A 17,179-nucleotide genomic window follows, 5' to 3' on the forward strand; every position below is an offset into this window, starting at 1 on the left:
GAACCGCCCACGGTACTCAGGGCACGGCATACAGGCCGACCCGGTGTGCCGGCGTCGCGGCGGGAGCCGATTCCTCGGACTCCTGGTAGGCGATCTCGCGCTGGTGCAGGTGCCGCAGCCCGTACAGATGCGCGGTGCCCGGTGGCCTGAGCGTGAGGCGAGGCAGGTCGTCCATCGGTACGAACAACGGCTCACGCCCCTCCTCGCACGGACGGGGTTCGCCGGGCACCGATTCGGAGGGGATCAGGACGATCTCGACCAGGTAGCGCCCGGTCTCCTGGTCGTGCACATCCATGACGAACGCGCAGTGCAGCGCTTCGGCCAGCAGACCGGTCTCCTCGCGCAGCTCGCGGCGGGCGCAGGCGATCAGCCCCTCGGCGGCCCGGACATGGCCTCCCGGCAGCTTCCAGACATCGGAGCCGTGCTCCTCGGTGCGTACGAGCAGCAGGCTGTCACCACGGAAAACGGCGACCGAGCAGCGCGTTTCCGTTCTCTGCGTAAGGTCCGGCATCGGCACGGGTCACCTCTCCGGCCGGGCGTACCCGGGAAGGCACGCGTCTCTTCCAGAGGCCATCAGCGGCGGTGTGCGCGGTTTGCGGCGAGCCTCATCGCCTGTTCCTCCATCCTCGCGCGCGCCCCCGGCCCCGGCAACGCGGAGCGTCCTTGGGACCGTCCCGAAGTCCTCCCGTCCGGCGGCCGGGCACGAAGGCACCGGCGCTGAGGACGGAGAGCAGCATCCATCCGGCGGCGTAGAGGAACCCGGCGGTCGGCGAGACCGTGGTGTAGAGGATGCCGACGACGACGGTGGCCACGACGTCGCCCACCGCCTGTACGGCGCCGAGGATGCCGAATCCGCTGCCGCGCAGCCGGTCGGGCAGCAGCTGGGCGACGAGCGCCGATTCCGCGGTCTCCGCGCATCCGATGCCGGCCCCGGCGAGGCTGAAGAAGATCAGCAGCACCCACCAGGAATGGGAGCCCGTCGCGAACCCGGCGTAGGCCAGTACATAGAGGGCCGAGCCGGCGGCGAACACGACACGCGGGCCCGCCCGGTCGATCCAGTGGCCTCCGGCGTAGGCGACGACCGCGCCGACGGCGTTGTGCGCCGCGTAGATGAGGATGGCCAGGGACGCCGCCGCGGCGGCCGAGCGTCCGTCCGTCCGCAGCAGTTGCGTGGCCCGCAGGATCAGCAGGGTGACCGCGAGATTGCCGAACTCGAAGAGCAGGATCGGCAGCATGGGCCGGAGCAGCCCCGCGCCCCGCAGCCCGGCGAAGCGCAGCCGGATCGGTTCCCGGCCGGCGCCGGCGTGCAGGCGGCGGGCCTCGCGGGCCGCGACGGTGATGGCGAGCGCCGCGAGGATCCCGGGCAGGAAGGCGAACCAGAGCGCGGGCCGGATGCCGATCCAGGCCACCAGCCCGGCGGCGGCCAGCGGGCCTGCCACGGCTCCGAGGTTGTCCCCGGCGCGCTCCAGACCGTACGCCCGCCCGTAGGCGCGGGGCGGGACCAGGGACGCGAGCAGCGTGTCCTTGGCCGGCGAACGCAGGCCCCGGGACGACCAGGCGACGGCCCGCAGGACACCCACCTGCCACACCGCCGTGGCGAAGCCGATGGCCCCGGTCGCCAGGGCCGTACCCAGGTAGCCGCCACTGGCCATACGGCCCCGCCGGCGCGGGTCGTTGGCGAGCGGGCCGCCGACGAGCTTGGCGACGCCGGTGAGCGCGTCGCTGAAGCCTTCGATCAGGCCGAGCGAGGCCGCGGATCCGTGCAGGACGCCGGTCGTGAAGCTGGGGAGGACCGCGGTGGCGATCTCATGGCCGGAGTCGGAGAGGAAACTGGTCACCGAGACGCTGCCGACCCCGGTGGTCAGCCACCTGCCGTCCTCGTCCGTGCGGGGCGGCGTGCCGGGGTCCGGTGTGCCAGGGTCCGGCGTACCGGGGTCGGGCGTACCGGGGTCGGGCGTACCGGGCGGGGGTGCGGGGTCGTCGGGCACGGGTCCGGGCCTTCGCCGTCGGGAAGCGGGCCCGGTCGGGCCTGGCGGTCACCGATGATGCCAGCCCCTACGGCGATTGCCCCGCGGACAGCACCGCGGCGGGTCTCCGGGTCAGCTGTCCGGTCCCGCGCGGTCCTGCACCCTGGTCCGGTACAGCCACAGGCCGACCGCGCAGGCGAGGACGGCGAGGGCGATGCCCAGTTCCTTGTAGCCGCCGTACCCGGTGGTGGAGAAGCCGGTGGCGCCGACGACCAGGACGATCACCAGCAGGACGGTCAGGACCCAGGCGAGCGGGACGAAGAAGCCGGGCACCCGGATCGGCCGGGCCAGGTCGGGACGGTCCCTGCGGAGCATCGCGAAGCCGGAGATCGCCAGGATGTGGGTCAGGATGTATCCGAGGTTCCCGGTGACGATGATCGCGAGCGGGGACTCCAGGAAGACGAGCGCGAGCACATTGATGACCAGGGCCACGCTCAGCGCGCGGGCCGGGACACCGCGGCGGTTGAGCACGCCGACCTGGCGGATGGTGGTGCCCTCCTTGCCCATGTTGTAGAGCACCCGGGAGCCGTCGGCCAGACCGGTGATCATGATGAGCAGCAGTGACGCGATGAGGAAGACGACCATCAGGTCCGCGGCGCCGCCGACGAGGTCCGCGAAGGCGCCTACGTAGAAGGTGGTCGGGTCCTCGCCGATCCGCGCCTCGCCGAGGTATCCCGCGAGGGCGAGCGGCAGCAGGATGAACACGCCCAGTGAGAAGAGCACGCCCGCGCGCAGCGCGCGGGAGGTGTCACGGACGGTGTCCTTGTACTCGGGGGCGAAGGTCGCGCAGACCTCGACGCCGAAGGAGGTCCAGGCCATGACGTAGAGCCAGACGAGCGCTTCGCGTACGCCGGATATGCCGTGCAGGTTCCAGTGCAGTCCGCCGGCGCTCCAGTCGCCGCTGAGGAAGGGAAGGACGAGGAAGACCGCGAGCGGTATGAGCAGCATGGCGCCGGTCACGTACACCACCCACATCGCGACATGCAGGCCGAACATCGCCGCGGCGAACAGCAGGACGACGATGCCGATGCCGACCGTGATGGGGAAGGTGATGTTCGCGGGCCCCAGGGACCAGCTCCAGTCCTGACCGGGGAACCACTGGGCCTGGACGAGGGAGCCGATGATGCCGGCGTACACCGACAGCGCGGTGGTCCAGGCGAACCAGTAGCCGATGCTGGCGAGCGGGCCGACGAACGGGGCGCGCTTCTTCCAGCCCTCGGTGGCGTAGTGCGCGATGCCGCCGGAGGCGTCCGGGAACATCGTGGCCATCTCGGAGTAGATCCAGTTGCAGCCGGTGGCCAGGACCATGGAGATCGCCCACAGGGCGATGGCTCCCCAGGCGCCGAGGCTGCCGATGGAGGCGCCGAGCGAGGCGATCAGAGCCGCAGGCATGGCCAGCGACAGGGCGAAACCGTCGTACCAGCGCATCTTCTTGGCCAGCGCCGGCCGCTCCGGCGCGGGGGAGGAGGGCGGGGACGAGGGTCTGGGCGTGGACGGGGAGACCTGCTCGGACATGGGCGTGCCCTTCAGCGGGAGAGGGGAGGGATCGAGATCGCAGGCAGGGGAGCGGGATGACCGTGCTGCGGGGGGCACCAGGTCCGGGAATCCGGGGTGGGGTCCTTGTGGGGTCTTGTTATAGATGTGTCAAGTCAGCACTGTCAACGGGTCATCTCTGTCGATCAAGCAAGGTCGAGCGACAGGTATTGCTGATTTCTGAGTATTGACACGCGCATCTTGTTGGATGAACTCTTTGGCTGTCTCCGTAGCTGTCTCCGTAGCTGTCTCTGTAGCTGACTTTGGGGCCGCCCGCCGCGGCTCCGACCTGTTGGAGAGGAACCCATGAGCACCACGAGTCCCGCCCGCTACCAGTTGTTCGTCAACGGCGCCTACGTGGACGGCACGGGCCCCGACGCGTACGAGGTTCACAGCCCGGCGACCGGCGAGCACATCGGTACGCTCCCGGCGCCCTCCGCCGCCGACCTCGACGCGGCGGTCAAGGCCGCCAACGACGCGCAGGCGCTGTGGGCGAAGGTCAACGTGTGGGAGCGCGCCAAGGTGTGCCACCGCATCGGCGACGAACTCACCAAGCGCGTGGACGAGCTGGCGCGGCTGCAGACCCTGGAGCAGGGCAAGCCGCTCGCCGAGTCGGTCGCCGACATCGAGGAGGCCGCGCAGCTGTTCCATCTGCACGCCGAGGACGCGGTACGGCTGCACGGCGAGACCATGCCGTCCACCGTCGGCGACAAGCGGATGTTCACCTTCTACCGGGCGGTCGGCACCTGGGGCATCATCACGCCCTGGAACTTCCCGCTGCTCATGCTCGCCGAATTCGTCGCCCCGGGCCTGGCCACCGGCAACGCGCATGTGGTCAAGCCGCCGGCCAACACCCCGCTGACCGTCCTGAGGGCGATGGAGGCATTCGCCGCCGCCGGGCTGCCGGAGGGTCTGGTCAACATCGTCCCGGGTGAGGGCGCCACCGGCGACGCGCTGGTCCGCCACGCCGGCATCGACGCGATCGGCTTCATCGGCTCCTCGGCCACCGGCGCGAAGATCCAGGCCGCGGCCGGCCTCAAGCGTTCGATCATGGAGTGTTCGGGCAACGGCCCGCTCGTCGTCCTCGCCGACGCCGATCTCGACGCCGCCGCCAAGGCCGCGGTGTACGGCGCGTATCTGTGCTCGGGCCAGGTCTGCTGCGCGACCGAGCGCGTGATCGTGCACCGCGACGTCCACGACGGCTTCGTCGAGGCGGCCCTGCGCGCGGCGGCGGACGTGGTCCTCGGCGACCCGTTCGACCCCGCCGTCAACCTCGGGCCGCTCAACAACGAGGGCGTCGCCGCCAAGATGGACCGTCATATGGCCGACGCCCGCGAGCGCGGCGCCCGGATCCTGACCGGCGGGCAGCGCCGCGCCGGGCAACCGACCGACCTCTACTACGAGTTCACCGTGGTCGACGATGTCCCCGTCGAGAGCCTGCTGTCCCGCGAGGAGTCGTTCGGCCCGGTCCTGCCGGTCATCACCGGGGGAAGCGACGACGAGCTGCTGCGCATCGCCAACGACGACAAACTCGGCCTCCAGGGCGCGGTGTTCACCCAGAACATCTCCGCCGCGTTCCGCTTCATCGAGGAGATGGCCGTCGGCCAGGTCGTCGTCAACGACAGCACCTGCTTCTGGGACATCAACATGCCGTTCGGCGGCGCGGGCAACCGGGGCACCGGGTGGGGCAGGATCGGCGGCAAGCACACCCTGCTCGACATGTCCGATCTGCGTACCGGCGTCATCACGCTCTGAGGCGGCCGGGGCTGACGGTACGTCCGCACGTCCGCACGTCCGCACGTCCGCACGTCCGCACGTCCGCACGTCCGCGGCCCGTCGTGGGCGGGGGTCTCCCCGCTCCCGCCCACGGCACGCCCCCCCGGAGCGCCCGCCCCGCTTCCCACCCGTTCGCCCTCGCCGTCCCGCGACGACGGCGGCTACGCACCAGCACGCAGCGAGGACCGTCGATGAGCGTCAGCACGAGCGCCGGATCCGGCCGTGGCACCCACCGCGCCACCCTGAGCCGTACCGCCACCGAGCCGTACTGGCTCGACCGGCCCGAACGGCCCGCCGCGCTGCCACGCCTCACCGCCGACACGACGGCCGGACTGGCCGTCGTCGGAGGCGGCTACACCGGACTGTGGACCGCCCTGCTGGCCAAGCGCCGCGACCCGGGCCGCGACGTCCTGGTCATCGAGGCCGGCACCTGCGGCCACGCCGCGAGCGGACGCAACGGCGGTTTCTGCTCGCCGAGCCTGACCCATGGCCTCGCCAACGGCGCGACACGCTGGCCCGACGAGATCGACACGCTCCAGCGGCTCGGCAGCGCCAACCTCGACGCGTTCGAACGCGACCTGGACACCCAGGGCGTCGACTGCGGGTTCGCCCGTACCGGCAAGGTCTCCGTCGCCGCCACCCCCTGGCAGGCCGAGGCGCTGCGCGAGGCGGCGGCGCTCGGTGCACGGCACGGTGAGCGGTCCCGGTTCCTGCCGCGCGGCGAACTGCGCGACCTGATCGACTCGCCGGCCTGGAGCGCGGGGCTCTGGCAGCCGGACTACGCGCTGCTCGACCCGGCGCGGCTGGTGTGGGGCCTGCGTACCGCCTGCCTCGAACGGGGCGTACGGATCGCCGAGCGCACCGAGGTCACCGGCCTCGACGCCCGGCGCACCGGCCGGGTCCGGCTCACCACCCCGTACGCCGAAGTGGCCGCCGAACAGGTCGCGCTGGCCACCAACATCTTCCCGCCGCTGCTGAAGCGGCTCGGTGCGAGCGTGGTCCCGGTGTACGACTACGCCCTGACCACCGTCCCCCTGACGGGTGAACAGCTCGCCGCGGTCGGCTGGGCCGGGGACCACGGGATCACCGACGCGGGCAACCAGTTCCACTATCTGCGCAAGACGGCCGACCGGCGGATCCTGTGGGGCGGCTATGACGCGGTCTATCCGTTCGGCGGGCGCGTCGACGAGGCGCTGACCCAGCGCCCGGCGACCTTCGACACCCTCGCCGCGCAGTTCGCCGAGACCTTTCCGGCCCTGGCCGATGTGGCCTTCTCGCACGCGTGGGGCGGTGTCATCGACTCCACCACGCGCTTCTGCATGTTCACCGGCACGGCCTCCGGCGGCCGGGTCGGCTACGCGCTCGGCTTCACCGGGCTCGGCGTCGGCGCGACCCGGTTCGGCGCGGAGGTGATGCTCGACCTGCTGGAGGGCCGCGCCACCGAACGCACCTCGCTCCGGATGATCCGCCGCGGACCGCTGCCGTTTCCCCCCGAACCGGTGCGTTATCTCGGCATTCAGGCCACCCGGTGGTCGATGGCCCGCGAGGACCTGCACGGACGCCGCAACCTGTGGCTCCGTACGCTGGACCGGCTGGGGCTCGGTTTCGACTCCTGACCACACGCCGTCAGGACGACGGACGACGGACGACGCATGACGCACTAGGCACGACGCACGACGCTTCGCACGCGGAGAGGACACACGCGCATGGGTGGCCAGGACCACACCCAGGACCACAGCCGGGACCACAGCAAGGACGTGGCCCCCGGAGCCGGGGCGGGCCCGTCGCCGCGAGACCACCGGGCCGGCCGTACGCCCACCGGCCCGCTCGACGCCACGGACCGGCGAATCATCGCCATCCTCCAGGCCGACGGGCGCCGTCCCTACAGCCAGATCGCGGACGACCTGGGCATCCCGGCCTCCTCGGTGCGCTACCGGGTGCAGCGTCTTGAGGAGACCGGAGTCCTCCAGATCGTCGGCATCGCCAATCCGCTGACGATCGGCTTCGACCGGCTCGCGATGATCGGCATGCGGGTCAGGCCGGGCACCGCCCAGGAGGTGTGCCGCAGCCTGCGCGACCTCCCCGAGACCTCGTACGTGATCATGACGGCCGGTCAGTACGACGTGATGGCCGAGGTGATCTGCCGCGACACGGACCACTTCACCGATCTGATGAACCGCCGGCTGCACCTGATCGACGGCGTCGTGTCCACCGACTCCTTCTTCGTCCTCGAAGTCCACAAACTGGCGTACGGCTGGGGCGTGGGAGCCGTGGAATCCTCCCCGACGCCGTCCACCGGCCCCCCGAGCGGCATCGACCAACGCCCCACCCGCTGACCCCGCGACCACCCCCGCCGCACGCGGTGTCAGGTGGCTGCCCGGCGGTGGTCACCGCTGTTCTGGCGGAGTCCTTCGGTATGGCGGGTGACGGTGTCGACACGGGCCGCGAGCTCAGGGTGCTGTGCCCGCAGGTGCGGCTGGGTGTCGGCGAGCGCGCCGATGAGGTGGGCGGCGTCGTTGTCGGCGAGGGCGTCGGTGAGTCTGGCGAGGGGCGCGCCGGACGCTGCGGGGAGGTCGGTGAGGGAGCTGATCTGACCGGCGAGCCGGCGCAGGTCGGCGGCGTTGCCGCGGGCCCAGGCGGTGACGGTGCGGTCGGCGGCGCGGTGGCTGCGGGTGGCCTGCACGCGCTGTTCGCCGGTGGTGCCGGGGGTTCCGGGGCGTACGCGCAGGTAGCGGCGTTCGGCGGCCTGCCGGCTGGCGACGCCGAGGGGATGGGCGAGCTCGGCCCAGCTGGCGCCCGCGGTACGGGCCGCTTCGATCAGTCCTGGTTCCCATCCGGCGAGCTGCTCGCGCAACTCGCGCAGCAGAAGCAGGGCGGCCAGGGCCTCCCCGGAACTGGCCTGTCCGGCCTCGGTCTGCGGGGTCTGCGGGGTCTGCGGAGTCTGGGGGGTCTGCGCGGTGCGTACGGCGTCGTTGATCGCGCTCAGCGCCGCTGCGGCGGCGACGATGAACGCGGGATTGCCGGGCTGGTCGGCTGTGGTCATGGAGTCCCTTTCCTGGCTGTCGCCCGTCTGACGACATCGTACTTGTCATCGATTGGATGACATGTTAGAACGGTGTCAGATGAAGCGCATCGGCAGTTCCTGCCTGAACCTTTGGAGGTGTTTCGCGATGTTGATGCGTACCGACCCGTTCCGCGAACTCGACCGGCTCGCCCAGCAGCTGACGGGCACGACCGGGACTTGGTCCAGGCCCTCGGCGATGCCGATGGACGCCTACCGTGAGGGCGAGGAGTACGTGATCGCCCTCGACCTGCCCGGTATCGCGAAGGACGCGATCGACATCGACGTCGAGCGCAACATGCTGACGGTCAAGGCGGAGCGACGGCCTGCCGCGAAGGCCGATGACGTGCAGATGGAGCTCTCCGAGCGTCCCCTGGGTGTCTTCTCCCGCCAGCTGGTGCTGGCCGACACCCTGGACACGGAGCGCATCAGTGCCGACTACGAGGCCGGGGTCCTGACTCTGCGGATCCCGATCGCCGAGCGTGCGAAGCCCCGCAAGATCGTCATCGGCGGCGAGCCCGCGCGCCGGCAGATCAGCGGCTGAGCCACCTTCGCGACTCGCTCGTGCCACCGGCGGAGGACGGAACGCGATCTCCCCCTCCAGTCCGTCCTCCGCCTTCGTACTCGTACCGAGACGACCAGTACCGAGATGAAGGGGGCAGCCGTGGTCATGCGATGGGAAGCGTTCCTCGAAGAGGTTCAGGAACGCGGCGAGTACGGCACGTCCCAGGAAGCCGAACGGGCAGCACGTACCGTTCTGGCCCTGCTGGGCGCGCATCTGGTGGGTGAGGTCCGGGCCGAGCTGGCCGCCCGCCTCCCGGAGACCTTCGCCCTGATCCTGCTCAATCCGCTTCAAGCCGCCGAACCGCTCTCCGCGGACCGGTTCGTGCGGGCCACCGCGGCCTGGATCGAGGGAGCCACCGAACGGACCGCGACCTGGGACGTCAGTGCGGTGCTGAGCGTGACCGCCGACGCGGCGGGAGAGGAACTCACCCGCCGCGTCCTGCTCCAGCTCCCTCCGGGTTACGACCTCCTCTTCGGCCGCCCCGAGCACACCTGACTCCTGGACGCCCTCGCCCGAGAAAGGCAACCACTCCACCGTCGCCCACCTCGTCGGCCCCGGTCTCCTCGACCGTATCCTCGCCCAACTCCCGTCCGGCTACGCGCTCCTGTTCGGTCGCGCCGAACTCACCCAGGCCGCCTGACGACCGCACCTCGTAAACGCTTCGCCACGCAGCTGAATCAACAGGTGTGGGGGGTGGAACCGGGGGCATTCGCTGGCCTGGAGGTTGATAACAATGGTTCCTATTCTTCTCGTTCTGCTGCTCGCGCTGATCCTTTTCGGTGCGGGCTTCGCCCTCAAGGCCCTGTGGTGGATCGCCGTCATCGTGCTCATCGTCTGGGTACTCGGCTTCGTCATCCGTCCCGCCGCACACGGCGGAAAGCGTGGTCGCTGGTATCGCTGGTAAAGCGGCACCCCGTATTAACAGCACCCCACTACACGCCGAGGGCGGCCCCGACAGAAACTGCCGGGGCCGCCCTCTTCGCCCCACAGTGGTGACCATGCATAACCGAGTAGCTGTCCTGTCCGACATTCACGGAGTCCTGCCGGCCTTGGAGGCTGTGCTTGCCGAACCAGAGGTGCGCGCCGCCGATCGCATCGTGCTCACCGGCGACATCACCGCCGGCCCGCAACCGACCCAGGTTCTCGACCTGCTGACCGGTCTCGGCGACCGCGTCGCCTGGATCAGCGGCAACGCCGACCGCGAACTCCTTGAATACCGCCGGGGGCAGCTCGACTCGATCCCCGATCCGATCGCACCCTGGGCCGCCGAACAGCTCCGCGAGGACCACCTCGACCTGCTCGGCTCGTTGCCCCGATCACTCTCCCTGTCCGTGCGCGGCCTGGGGAAGGTGCTGTTCTGCCATGCCACCCCCCGTAATGATGAAGAGGTCGTCCTGGTCGACTCTCGCCTCGACCGGTGGAAAGAGGTCTTCGGCGGACTCGATACCGACATCCGCACCGTGGTCTGCGGCCATACCCACATGCCGTTCGTCCGCCTCGCTCACGGCCGTCTTGTCATCAACCCCGGCAGCGTCGGCATGCCCTACGGAAGAGCCGGAGCCCACTGGGCCGTCCTGGGCCCGGGCGTCGATCTGCGAACCACGAACTTCGACATTGAGGCCGCTGCCATCCAGGTCAGCCAGGACTCCGCCTACCCCGAAATTACCGAGTGGGCCGACTATTTCCTGCACGCTCGCGCAACCGACGAAGACGCTCTCGAAGCCTTCGGCCCACGGGACGGACGCGACCCCACACCGTGATGCCCATTCCCTTTCAGAGGTCGAGCAGTTCCTCGTAGAAGCCCCCGAAGCCCCGCTCACGGTCGATGAGATGGATCTCCAGGATCCAGTGAAGGAGCTGCCCCGCTTCGTCCGTGCGCCGCAGCGGCCTGTCGTTGGCGGGCACGATGTGGGAGTCGACGTCCTCCCAGTTGTTGTACTCGGGCGGGAACTCGCCCACCAGGTGGCCGGCGTGCCAGCCGCCGAGCTGCCAGCCCGCTTCGGCCGCCAGCCGCTCGACCTCGGCGTAGAGCTGCTTGCCGGTGATGTCCGGGTCCGCTTCGAAGGCTCGGCGGCCCGCTGCGAAGACGGTTGACAGGTCGTCGCGCAGGCGGTGCTTGATGGGGTCGTCGCCGAGCACGAAGGTCCGCCCGAAGTCGGCCTCGAACTCCTCGAAGATCGGCCCGAAGTCGGCGAAGACGATGTCGTCCGCGCCCATGACCCGGTCCGGTGGGTTCTCACGGTACGGCAGGAGGGTGTTCGGTCCGGACCGCACGATCCGCTTGTGCCAGTAGTGCGTGGTCCCGAACATCTCGTTCGCCAGGTCACGGATCCGGTCGCTGACCGCGCGTTCGCCCTGGCCCGCGGCGACCAGGTGCCGCGTCTCGATCTCGGCGAACAGCGACGCCGCTTTGGCCTGGGCGTCCAGGAGCCGTGCCGCGCGTGTGGATTCGTCCGTCACATCGCTCACCGTAGGAGTGCCGGCTTCGTTTCGGCAACCGTACTGATCACGGGCGGACATGCCCGGCGGCGAGCGCCCTCGCGAGCCGCCGCGCCTCCTGTACCGCGTGCGGGATGTCACCGACGGGGAAGAGCACGTGCCGTACGGTCCGCTGCCGGTCGAGGACCAGGACGCTGCGCTTGAGTCGCAGTTGGCCGGCCCCGTGGAAGGTGGGCAGGCGCAGGGCGGCGGCAAGGCGCAGGTGGGTGTCCGACAGAAGGGGGTACGGCACCGACTCGGCTTGGGCGAACGCCGCCTGCTCGTGAGGGAGCTGGGTGCTGACGCCATGGACGGCGGCGCCCGCGTCGCGGAAGGCGGGCCAGGAGTCCCGGAACAGCCGGTTCTCCAGGGTGGAGCCGAGTTCATGATCGCGCCGATCGGCGCGGCCACCTTCGCCGAGGCCGTACGCATGGGCTCCGAGGTCTTCCACACCCTGCGCCGGGACCTCATCGCCGCCGGTCACAGCACCGGCGTCGGGGACGAGGGGGGCTTCGCGCCCGACCTGCGCACGGCCGACGAGGCGCTGGACTTCGTCGTCCGGGCCGTTGAGCGCACCGGCTACAAGCCCGGCGAGGACATCACGATCGTCATGGACCCCGCCACATCGGAGTTCTTCCGGGACGGGGTCTACGACTACGCGGGTGAGGGCCTCCGGCGTACGCCCGAGGAGCACGTCGACTACCTCGCCGGGCTCGTCGCCCGCTACCCGGTGGCCTCGATCGAGGACCCGATGGCCGAGGACGACCTCGACGGCTGGCGGCTGCTCATGGCCCGGCTCGGAGACCGCTGCCAGCTCACCGGCGACGACGTGTTCTGCACCAACGAGACACTGCTGCGCGAGGGCATCGACAACGGGGTGGCCAACTCCGTCCTGGTGAAGGTCAATCAGATCGGCACCCTCACCGAGACCCTGGCCACCGTCGGCACCGCCCACCGGGCGGGCTACACCACGGTGATGTCGCACCGCTCCGGCGAGACCGAGGACACCACGATCGCCGACCTCGCCGTGGCCACCGGCTGCGGGCAGATCAAGACCGGGTCGATGTCCCGCTCCGACCGGACCTCCAAGTACAACCAGCTCATCCGCATCGAAGAGGAACTGGGCCCCCAGGCGCGCTACGCGGGCAGAAACGCTCTCGGCCTGCGCGGCTAGCGCAAACCGACAGCCCACCCACCGGGCCGCCCCTTCCTCCGAAGAGGCGCGCAACGCGCCCGACCCATCCCGCGCCCGTCGGTGCGGTTCCTCAGCACTCGATGATGTTTACCGCGAGGCCGCCGCGTGCCGTCTCCTTGTATTTGACGGACATGTCCGCGCCCGTCTCCTTCATGGTCTTGATGACCTTGTCGAGGGAGACCTTGTGGGTGCCGTCGCCGCGCAGGGCCATCTTCGCCGCCGTGACGGCCTTGACCGCCGCCATGCCGTTCCGCTCGATGCACGGGATCTGCACCAGGCCGCCGACCGGGTCGCAGGTGAGGCCGAGGTTGTGTTCCATGCCGATCTCGGCGGCGTTCTCGACCTGTTCCGTGCTGCCGCCCAGGACCTCGGCGAGGGCGCCCGCGGCCATCGAGCAGGCCGAGCCGACCTCGCCCTGGCAGCCGACCTCGGCGCCGGAGATGGAGGCGTTCTCCTTGAAGAGCATGCCGATGGCGCCGGCGGAGAGGAGGAAGCGGACCACGCTCTCGTCCTTCTCCTGCTCGGTGGCGCCGCCGGCCGCGAAGTTCATGTAGTAGTGCAGGACGGCCGGGATGATGCCCGCCGCGCCGTTGGTGGGGGCGGTGACGACGCGGCCGCCCGCGGCGTTCTCCTCGTTCACGGCCATCGCGTAGAGCGTGATCCACTCCATGGCGTGGGCCTGCGGATCGCCCTCGGCGCGCAGTTGGCGTGCCGAGTGGGCGGCGCGGCGGCGGACCTTGAGGCCGCCGGGCAGGATGCCCTCGCGGCCCATCCCGCGCGAGACACACGCCTGCATGACCCGCCAGATCTCCAGCAGCCCGGCCCGGATCTCGTCCTCGGTGCGCCATGCCTTCTCGTTCTCCAGCATCAGCGCGGAGATCGACAGGCCCGTCTCCGCCGACAGCCGCAGCAGTTCGTCACCGGTACGGAAGGGGTACGTCAGCACCGTGTCGTCGAGCTTGATCCGGTCCTCGCCGACCGCGTCCTCGTCCACGACGAAGCCGCCGCCCACCGAGTAGTACGTCTTCTCCAGGAGCGGGCCGCCGTCGGCGTCGTACGCGAAGACCGTCATGCCGTTGGCGTGGTACGGCAGGGTCTTGCGGCGGTGCAGCACCAGGTCCGTGTCGGCGTCGAAGGCGATCTCGTGCATCCCCAGCAGATTCAGCCGGCCGCTGGTGCGGATACGTTCCGCCTGGGCGTCGGCGTTCTCCACGTCGACGGTGCGCGGGGAGTTGCCCTCCAGGCCGAGGAGGACGGCCTTCGGGGTGCCGTGGCCGTGGCCGGTCGCGCCGAGCGAGCCGTACAGCTCGGCCCGTACGGAGGCGGTGTGCGCGAGCATGCCCTCGTTCTTGAGGCGGCGGGCGAACATGCGGGCCGCGCGCATCGGGCCGACCGTGTGCGAGCTGGACGGGCCGATACCGATCGAGAACAGGTCGAAGACCGAGATGGCCACGGTGGTACTCCTTGCTGGGTTGGTAGACGCCGTTGTCTGCCGGGGTGGTGCGGAGATGACGGTGCGCGTGGAGCGGGGCACCACGCGACACGGTCCAGTGTGCGCGGTGCCCCGGAAATTCAGGCTGTACGGACGACTACAGGCCCGGGTACAGCGGGTGCTTCGCGGCCAGGGCGGAGACCCGGCCGGCCAGCGCCTCGCGGTCGAACGACGGCTTGAGTGCCGCCGCGATGATGTCCGCGACCTCGCTGAAGTCCTCGGTGGTGAAGCCGCGGGTGGCGAGCGCCGGGGTGCCGATCCGCAGACCCGAGGTGACCATCGGGGGGCGCGGGTCGTTCGGGACGGCGTTCCGGTTGACCGTGATGCCGACCTCGTGGAGCCGGTCCTCGGCCTGCTGGCCGTCCAGCTCGGAGTGGCGCAGGTCGACGAGGACCAGATGGACGTCCGTGCCACCGGAGAGGACGGAGACGCCCACCTCGGTCACATCGGGCTGTACCAGGCGCTCGGCGAGGATACGGGCGCCGTCCAGGGTGCGCTGCTGGCGCTCCTTGAACTCGTCCGTGGCCGCCACCTTGAAGGAGACCGCCTTGGCCGCGATGACATGCTCCAGCGGGCCGCCCTGCTGACCGGGGAAGACCGCGGAGTTGATCTTCTTGGCCAGCTCCTGGGTGGAGAGGATCACACCGCCGCGCGGGCCGCCCAGGGTCTTGTGCGTGGTCGTGGTGACGACGTGCGCGTGCGGCACCGGGTTGGGGTGCAGGCCCGCGGCGACCAGACCGGCGAAGTGCGCCATGTCGACCATCAGGTAGGCGCCGACCTCGTCCGCGATCCGGCGGAAGGCCGCGAAGTCCAGCTGGCGGGGGTACGCCGACCAGCCGGCCACGATCAGCTTCGGACGGGACTCCTTGGCGAGCCGCTCGACCTCGGCCATGTCGACCTGGCCGGTCGTGTCGTCCACGTGGTACGCGACGACGTTGTAGAGCTTGCCGGAGAAGTTGATCTTCATACCGTGGGTCAGATGCCCGCCGTGGGCGAGGTTCAGACCCATGATCGTGTCGCCGGGGGAGAGCAGCGCGAACATCGCGGCCGCGTTCGCCTGAGCGCCCGAGTGCGGCTGGACATTGGCGTGCTCGGCGCCGAACAGCGCCTTGACGCGGTCGATGGCGATCTGCTCGATCACATCGACATGCTCACAGCCGCCGTAGTAGCGGCGGCCGGGGTAGCCCTCGGCGTACTTGTTGGTCAGGACGGAGCCCTGGGCCTCCATGACCGCGACCGGAGCGAAGTTCTCCGAGGCGATCATTTCGAGGGTGGACTGCTGACGGTCGAGCTCGGCGTCGACGGCGGCGGCGACGTCCGGGTCGAGCTCGTGGAGCGAGGTGTTCAGAAGCGACTTCGAAGACATCACAGTCCCTTGGGTCTCAGGTGCCGAGGTACGTCAGTTGCCGGAAAACTCTGTGTACTCGTCGGCGGAGAGCAGGTCCTTCGGCTCCTCCGTGACGCGTACCTTGAACAGCCAGCCGCCCTCATAGGGAGCGGAGTTCACCAGCGAGGGGTCGTCCACGACGTCCTGGTTCGCTTCGACGACCTCGCCGGTCACCGGGGCGTACAGATCGCTGACCGACTTGGTCGACTCCAGCTCACCGCAGGTCTCGCCCGCGGTGACCGTGTCACCGACCTCCGGGAGCTGGACGTACACGACATCGCCGAGGGCGTTCGCCGCGTGCTCCGTGATACCGACTGTCGACACGCCCTCCTCGGCGGCCGTCAGCCACTCGTGCTCCTTGCTGTAGCGCAGCTGCTGGGGGTTGCTCATGACCTGAATTCTCCTGTACGCGGGGGAGTGCTGAGGAACAGATGTCTTACGGACCGAGACGTCCGTATCACTTCTGGCGCTTGTAGAAGGGCAGCGCCACGACCTCGTACGGCTCGTGCGAACCGCGGATGTCGACCCCGACACCGGCCGTGCCGGGCTCGGCGTGCGAGGCGTCGACGTACGCCATGGCGATCGGCTTGCCCAGGGTCGGGGAAGGGGCGCCCGAGGTGACCTCGCCGACGACCGCGCCGCCGGCGACGACCTGGTAGCCGGCGCGCGGGACGCGGCGGCCCTCGGCGACCAGGCCGACCAGCTTGCGCGGCGGGGCGCTCGCGGCGCGCTCGGCGGCGGCCGCCAGGGCCGTACGCCCGACGAAGTCGCCGTCGTTCGAGGTCTTCTCGAACTTGACGACCCGGCCGAGGCCCGCGTCGAACGGGGTCAGTCCGGTGGTCAGCTCGTTCCCGTACAGCGGCATGCCCGCTTCGAGGCGGAGGGTGTCACGGCAGGACAGCCCGCAGGGCACCAGGCCGACGCCCTCGCCGGCCTCGGTCAGCGCCTGCCAGAGCCGCTCGGCGTACCGGGGCTCGACGAACAGCTCGAAGCCGTCTTCGCCGGTGTAGCCGGTCCGCGCGATCAGCGCCGGGACACCGGCGACGGTGCCGGGCAGGCCCGCGTAGTACTTGAGCCCGTCCAGGTCGGCGTCGGTCAGCGACTTCAGGATGCCGGGTGACTCGGGGCCCTGGACGGCGAGCAGGGCGTACGCGTCGCGGTCGTCGCGCACCTCGGCGTCGAAGCCGGCCGCGCGGGCGGTCAGCGCGTCCAGCACGGTCTGCGCGTTGGAGGCGTTGGCGACGACCATGAAGGTGTCCGCACCGGGGGTGTCCTCGGCGAGGCGGTACACGATCAGGTCGTCGAGGATTCCGCCGTCCTCCTGGCAGATCATCGTGTAGCGGGCGCGGCCGACGGCGACGGAGCCGATGTTGCCGACGAGCGCGTAGTCGAGGAGCTGTGCGGCCGCCGGTCCCGAGACGGTGATCTCGCCCATGTGGGAGAGGTCGAAGAGACCGGCCCTCGTGCGGACGGCGTTGTGCTCGTCGCGCTCACTGCCGTACCGCAGCGGCATGTCCCAGCCCGCGAAGTCGGTCATGGTCGCGCCCAGCGCACGGTGCACCGCGTCGAGCGCGGTGAGACGGGGGCTGCTGGGGGTGCTGCTCGGGGCGGCGTGGCTCATCGGTGTGGCTCCCAGGGCATGACGGCGAGGACGGTCCTCCCCAT

The 17,179-nt window shown here is 70.4% G+C and carries 17 protein-coding genes, 2 pseudogenes and 1 riboswitch; of the genes and pseudogenes, 9 read left to right on the forward strand and 10 right to left on the reverse strand.

Going from position 1 to position 17,179, the window contains the following annotated elements:
- Nucleotides 1–16 precede the first annotated feature (16 nt).
- The 3 genes from ACZ6MZ_RS06235 to ACZ6MZ_RS06245 form a co-directional block, all read right to left on the reverse strand.
- The gene (locus ACZ6MZ_RS06235) at nucleotides 17–511 is read right to left on the reverse strand and encodes an NUDIX hydrolase (protein WP_389783713.1); all 495 of its coding nucleotides are present in this window, start codon (nucleotides 509–511) and stop codon (nucleotides 17–19) included.
- 46 nt (nucleotides 512–557) lie between these two features.
- Nucleotides 558–622: riboswitch (Fluoride riboswitch) on the reverse strand.
- Nucleotides 606–1,988, reverse strand: coding sequence for an MFS transporter (locus tag ACZ6MZ_RS06240; protein ID WP_469350129.1), 1,383 nt, complete (start codon nucleotides 1,986–1,988; stop codon nucleotides 606–608). Its footprint overlaps the riboswitch before it by 17 nt.
- A 111-nt stretch (nucleotides 1,989–2,099) precedes the next feature.
- Nucleotides 2,100–3,542 carry an APC family permease gene (locus tag ACZ6MZ_RS06245; protein WP_469350131.1) on the reverse strand — a complete coding sequence of 481 codons (1,443 nt, stop codon included), beginning with the start codon at nucleotides 3,540–3,542 and terminating at the stop codon, nucleotides 2,100–2,102.
- A 324-nt stretch (nucleotides 3,543–3,866) separates the two neighbouring features.
- Here ACZ6MZ_RS06245 and ACZ6MZ_RS06250 point away from each other — a divergent pair, with 324 nt between their 5' ends.
- From ACZ6MZ_RS06250 to ACZ6MZ_RS06260, 3 genes are all read left to right on the forward strand, one after another.
- A complete protein-coding gene (locus ACZ6MZ_RS06250) occupies nucleotides 3,867–5,315 on the forward strand; it encodes an aldehyde dehydrogenase family protein (protein WP_384334485.1) in 1,449 nt (482 codons plus the stop codon).
- A gap of 212 nt (nucleotides 5,316–5,527) precedes the next feature.
- Nucleotides 5,528–6,952, forward strand: a complete 1,425-nt coding sequence (locus ACZ6MZ_RS06255) for an NAD(P)/FAD-dependent oxidoreductase (protein ID WP_469350134.1) — start codon at nucleotides 5,528–5,530, stop codon at nucleotides 6,950–6,952.
- Between the two features lie 90 nt (nucleotides 6,953–7,042).
- Nucleotides 7,043–7,672 (forward strand): Lrp/AsnC family transcriptional regulator, encoded by a 630-nt coding sequence (locus ACZ6MZ_RS06260; RefSeq protein ID WP_469350136.1) that lies wholly within the window; start codon nucleotides 7,043–7,045, stop codon nucleotides 7,670–7,672.
- A 29-nt stretch (nucleotides 7,673–7,701) separates the two neighbouring features.
- Here ACZ6MZ_RS06260 and ACZ6MZ_RS06265 read toward each other — a convergent pair whose 3' ends face one another.
- Entirely contained in the window at nucleotides 7,702–8,379 is a 678-nt protein-coding gene (locus ACZ6MZ_RS06265) for a type III effector protein (RefSeq protein ID WP_469350138.1), read from the reverse strand.
- Nucleotides 8,380–8,506: 127 nt separating this feature from the next.
- Between ACZ6MZ_RS06265 and ACZ6MZ_RS06270 the strand changes: the two genes are divergently transcribed.
- The 5 genes and pseudogenes from ACZ6MZ_RS06270 (at nucleotide 8,507) to ACZ6MZ_RS06290 (ending at nucleotide 10,722) form a co-directional block, all read left to right on the forward strand.
- On the forward strand, nucleotides 8,507–8,941 hold the full coding sequence (locus ACZ6MZ_RS06270) for an Hsp20/alpha crystallin family protein (RefSeq protein WP_389676507.1): 435 nt from the start codon (nucleotides 8,507–8,509) through the stop codon (nucleotides 8,939–8,941).
- A 126-nt stretch (nucleotides 8,942–9,067) separates the two neighbouring features.
- Nucleotides 9,068–9,457: a DUF2267 domain-containing protein gene (locus ACZ6MZ_RS06275; RefSeq protein ID WP_389783701.1), complete on the forward strand. Its 390-nt coding sequence runs from the start codon at nucleotides 9,068–9,070 to the stop codon at nucleotides 9,455–9,457.
- Nucleotides 9,458–9,497: 40 nt separating this feature from the next.
- A pseudogene (locus tag ACZ6MZ_RS06280) lies at nucleotides 9,498–9,602 on the forward strand (DUF2267 domain-containing protein); the annotation flags it as partial.
- Between the two features lie 93 nt (nucleotides 9,603–9,695).
- Entirely contained in the window at nucleotides 9,696–9,866 is a 171-nt protein-coding gene (locus ACZ6MZ_RS06285) for a hydrophobic protein (protein WP_384189395.1), read from the forward strand.
- Nucleotides 9,867–9,960: 94 nt separating this feature from the next.
- Nucleotides 9,961–10,722 carry a metallophosphoesterase family protein gene (locus tag ACZ6MZ_RS06290; protein ID WP_469350142.1) on the forward strand — a complete coding sequence of 254 codons (762 nt, stop codon included), beginning with the start codon at nucleotides 9,961–9,963 and terminating at the stop codon, nucleotides 10,720–10,722.
- Between the two features lie 13 nt (nucleotides 10,723–10,735).
- Here the strand turns inward: ACZ6MZ_RS06290 and ACZ6MZ_RS06295 are convergent, their stop codons facing one another.
- The gene (locus tag ACZ6MZ_RS06295) at nucleotides 10,736–11,431 is read right to left on the reverse strand and encodes a M24 family metallopeptidase (RefSeq protein WP_469350145.1); all 696 of its coding nucleotides are present in this window, start codon (nucleotides 11,429–11,431) and stop codon (nucleotides 10,736–10,738) included.
- Between the two features lie 37 nt (nucleotides 11,432–11,468).
- Nucleotides 11,469–11,924, reverse strand: coding sequence for a redoxin domain-containing protein (locus tag ACZ6MZ_RS06300; RefSeq protein WP_469350146.1), 456 nt, complete (start codon nucleotides 11,922–11,924; stop codon nucleotides 11,469–11,471).
- On the opposite strand from ACZ6MZ_RS06300, the pseudogene eno reads away from it, so the two are divergent.
- Nucleotides 11,820–12,614, forward strand: a pseudogene (eno, locus tag ACZ6MZ_RS06305) (phosphopyruvate hydratase); the annotation flags it as partial. The gene ACZ6MZ_RS06300 and the pseudogene eno sit on opposite strands and share 105 nt — an antisense overlap.
- Nucleotides 12,615–12,705: 91 nt before the next feature.
- On the opposite strand, the gene ACZ6MZ_RS06310 reads toward eno, so the two are convergent.
- The 4 genes from ACZ6MZ_RS06310 to gcvT form a co-directional block, all read right to left on the reverse strand.
- A complete protein-coding gene (locus ACZ6MZ_RS06310) occupies nucleotides 12,706–14,088 on the reverse strand; it encodes an L-serine ammonia-lyase (RefSeq protein ID WP_389783679.1) in 1,383 nt (460 codons plus the stop codon).
- A 136-nt stretch (nucleotides 14,089–14,224) separates the two neighbouring features.
- The gene (glyA, locus tag ACZ6MZ_RS06315) at nucleotides 14,225–15,493 is read right to left on the reverse strand and encodes a serine hydroxymethyltransferase (protein WP_384189386.1); all 1,269 of its coding nucleotides are present in this window, start codon (nucleotides 15,491–15,493) and stop codon (nucleotides 14,225–14,227) included.
- A 33-nt stretch (nucleotides 15,494–15,526) separates the two neighbouring features.
- Nucleotides 15,527–15,904: a glycine cleavage system protein GcvH gene (gcvH, locus tag ACZ6MZ_RS06320; RefSeq protein WP_384189384.1), complete on the reverse strand. Its 378-nt coding sequence runs from the start codon at nucleotides 15,902–15,904 to the stop codon at nucleotides 15,527–15,529.
- A gap of 67 nt (nucleotides 15,905–15,971) precedes the next feature.
- The gene (gene gcvT, locus ACZ6MZ_RS06325) at nucleotides 15,972–17,135 is read right to left on the reverse strand and encodes a glycine cleavage system aminomethyltransferase GcvT (protein WP_469350147.1); all 1,164 of its coding nucleotides are present in this window, start codon (nucleotides 17,133–17,135) and stop codon (nucleotides 15,972–15,974) included.
- Nucleotides 17,136–17,179: the final 44 nt, after the last annotated feature.

The organism is Streptomyces sp. NPDC042201, from assembly GCF_055582185.1.

Coding starts and splice junctions, on each gene's coding strand:
- ACZ6MZ_RS06265 (WP_469350138.1), bottom strand. CDS start 8,379: ATGACCACAGCCGACCAGCCCGGCAATCCCGCGTTCATCGTCGCCGCC.
- ACZ6MZ_RS06255 (WP_469350134.1), top strand. CDS start 5,528: ATGAGCGTCAGCACGAGCGCCGGATCCGGCCGTGGCACCCACCGCGCC.
- ACZ6MZ_RS06290 (WP_469350142.1), top strand. CDS start 9,961: ATGCATAACCGAGTAGCTGTCCTGTCCGACATTCACGGAGTCCTGCCG.
- ACZ6MZ_RS06250 (WP_384334485.1), top strand. CDS start 3,867: ATGAGCACCACGAGTCCCGCCCGCTACCAGTTGTTCGTCAACGGCGCC.
- ACZ6MZ_RS06235 (WP_389783713.1), bottom strand. CDS start 511: ATGCCGGACCTTACGCAGAGAACGGAAACGCGCTGCTCGGTCGCCGTT.
- ACZ6MZ_RS06275 (WP_389783701.1), top strand. CDS start 9,068: ATGCGATGGGAAGCGTTCCTCGAAGAGGTTCAGGAACGCGGCGAGTAC.
- gcvT (WP_469350147.1), bottom strand. CDS start 17,135: ATGAGCCACGCCGCCCCGAGCAGCACCCCCAGCAGCCCCCGTCTCACC.
- ACZ6MZ_RS06270 (WP_389676507.1), top strand. CDS start 8,507: ATGTTGATGCGTACCGACCCGTTCCGCGAACTCGACCGGCTCGCCCAG.
- ACZ6MZ_RS06245 (WP_469350131.1), bottom strand. CDS start 3,542: ATGTCCGAGCAGGTCTCCCCGTCCACGCCCAGACCCTCGTCCCCGCCC.
- glyA (WP_384189386.1), bottom strand. CDS start 15,493: ATGTCTTCGAAGTCGCTTCTGAACACCTCGCTCCACGAGCTCGACCCG.
- ACZ6MZ_RS06260 (WP_469350136.1), top strand. CDS start 7,043: ATGGGTGGCCAGGACCACACCCAGGACCACAGCCGGGACCACAGCAAG.
- ACZ6MZ_RS06285 (WP_384189395.1), top strand. CDS start 9,696: ATGGTTCCTATTCTTCTCGTTCTGCTGCTCGCGCTGATCCTTTTCGGT.
- gcvH (WP_384189384.1), bottom strand. CDS start 15,904: ATGAGCAACCCCCAGCAGCTGCGCTACAGCAAGGAGCACGAGTGGCTG.